The organism is Myxococcus vastator (assembly GCF_010894475.1).
GTDB classification, from domain to species: domain Bacteria; phylum Myxococcota; class Myxococcia; order Myxococcales; family Myxococcaceae; genus Myxococcus; species Myxococcus vastator.
In genome coordinates this window covers 1-2,119 of sequence record NZ_JAAIYB010000758.1, presented here as the reverse complement: position 1 = coordinate 2,119, position 2,119 = coordinate 1, and the positions used below count along the sequence as shown (strand labels likewise).

General features: G+C 72.7%; 1 protein-coding gene. It reads left to right on the top strand.

Going from position 1 to position 2,119, the window contains the following annotated elements; all coding sequences use genetic code 11:
* Window positions 1-246 precede the first annotated feature (246 nt).
* Window positions 247-2,119: PAS domain-containing protein (locus G4D87_RS36945; protein ID WP_163787470.1), on the top strand; the 1,873-nt coding region annotated here is incomplete at its 3' end.

Sequence of the window (2,119 nt, the reverse complement as noted above, 5' to 3'; positions counted from 1 at the left end):
GAGGTGGGGAGGGACGCGCGCGGCACTTCGTCGACGAGCAGGGGGACTGCCAGGGTCATGATGGGGCCGGCATCTCGGTGAGGGCATCCAGGTTGGCGACCACCAATCTAGTCCCAGGCCTTGAAATTCCGGACGTGGAAATCCAGGGGCCCGTTCTCTCGCCCGCCACGCCACCAGGGCGGCACGCCAATGCCAGACGAGCCACCGTCCGGCCGAGGATTGCGGCTAAGCTCCCGCGCCCACCGCATGCACGAGTTCCCTTCCCGTCGACAGTTGCTGCTGGCCGTCCTGGTGGCCACGACGCTCTCCGCGGCCGTCGAGGGGGTCTGGCGCTACTCCGGGGCGGTGAGCCCCCCTGCCCGCGTCCTCCTCACCGCCGCGGTGGGGTTGCTCGTCAGCGGCACCCTGGCGCTGTTGCTCCTGCGAACCCAGGAGCGCGCGCACCGCGCACGGGACGCCGCCCTGCGCAGCGCGGATGACGCCAGCGCGCTTCGCGAAGCCGTCATGGACGTGACGCCCGTGGGCTTCGCCTTCTTCGACCGCGAGCTGCGCTACGTCCACGTCAACACGGCCCTGGCGGCGATGCATGGCCTGCCCGCGGAGCGCCACCTGCGCCGGCATGTCACCGAGGTGATGCCCGACCTGGGCAAGCTCATCGCCCCGCGCCTCCAGCTGGCGCTCAGCACGGGGGCCTCCATCCAGGACACCCTGCTCCAGGTGGAGACGCCCGCCGCGCCGGGCGAGAGCCGCTTCTGGTTCGGCAGCTACCTGCGCGTGTGCGGCGCGAACGGCGAGGTGCTGGGGGTCATCGCCGCGATGTCCGAGCTCACCGAGCGGATGCGCGCGGAGAAGAGCCTCCAGGAGCATGAGGGCCGGCTGGACGTGCTCACGCGCTCGCTGCCGGACTACCTGTGGGGCGGCAAGCTGCGCGGCGGGAGGCTGCGCGACTTCTACTGCACGCCCGTCATCGAGCGCACCACCGGCTATGCCGCCTCCGCGTTCGTCCAGCCCGCGCCGGATGGCGGACCGCCGCCGCTGTGGGCGGAGATGATCCACCCCGAGGACCGCGCCCGCTACCGCGCCCGCATCGAGGGCCTGGCCCCCGGCGCCGAGGCGGAGCTGGAGCACCGGCTCATCTGCGCCGACGGCCGCGTGCGCTGGGTGCGCAGCCGCGCCGCCGCGTCCGCGCTGGATGCGCAGGGTGAGCTGCATGTCGGCTGCGTCGTCACCGACATCACGGACCGGCGGCTCGCGGATGACCTGCGCCAGCGCCTGCATGACAGCTTCCGCCGCTCCGCCCAGGAGTGGCGCCGCACCTTCGACGCGGTGGCCTCGCCGCTGATGGTGCTGGGGGCGGATGGCACCGTCCAGCGCCTCAACGCCGCCGCCATCGCGCTCTTCGAAGGCATGGACCCGTCCGGCCAGCCGCTGTTCACCGCGGCCAGCGCGCCCCCCTGGTCCCACGCGCTGCCGTTGGTGGAGGAGCTGCGCCGCACCCACGCCAGCGCCACCCGCGAGCTGGGCGACCCGGTGTCGCGCCGCACGTGGGAGGTGTCCGCCACGTGGGTGGAGGAAGCGGGCGGCGAGGACTCGCGCATCATCCTGGTGGCCACGGAGGTGACGCGCCTGCTGGAGCTCCAGGCCAGCCTGCGGCGCAGTGAGACGATGGCCGCCATGGGCGCCATCGTCGCGGGCGTGGCCCACGAGGTCCGCAACCCCCTCTTCTCCATCTCCGCGGTGGTGGACGCGGTGGAGGCGACCTTCGGCGCACGCGCGGAGCTCAAGCCCTACGTCGACGTGCTGCGCGGCGAGGTGAAGCGCCTCAACCACCTCACGCAGGAGCTCTTCGAGTACGGCCGCCCCACCCGCGGCGAATGGGTGGAAGGCCCCGTGCTCCCGGTGGTGGCGGATGCGCTCTCCGCGTGTGCCCTGGCCAGTGAGGGGGCCGGGGTGCAGGTGAATCGCGAGCTGGCGGCAAAGCTGCCCCGCGTTCGCATGGACGCCCGGCGTTTGTTTCACGTGTTTCGCAACGTGGTGGAGAACGCGGTGCAGCACTCCCCGTCGGGCAGCGTGGTGCGGGTGGCGACGGATGAGGTGGAAGAGGCGGGCCGGGCCTGGG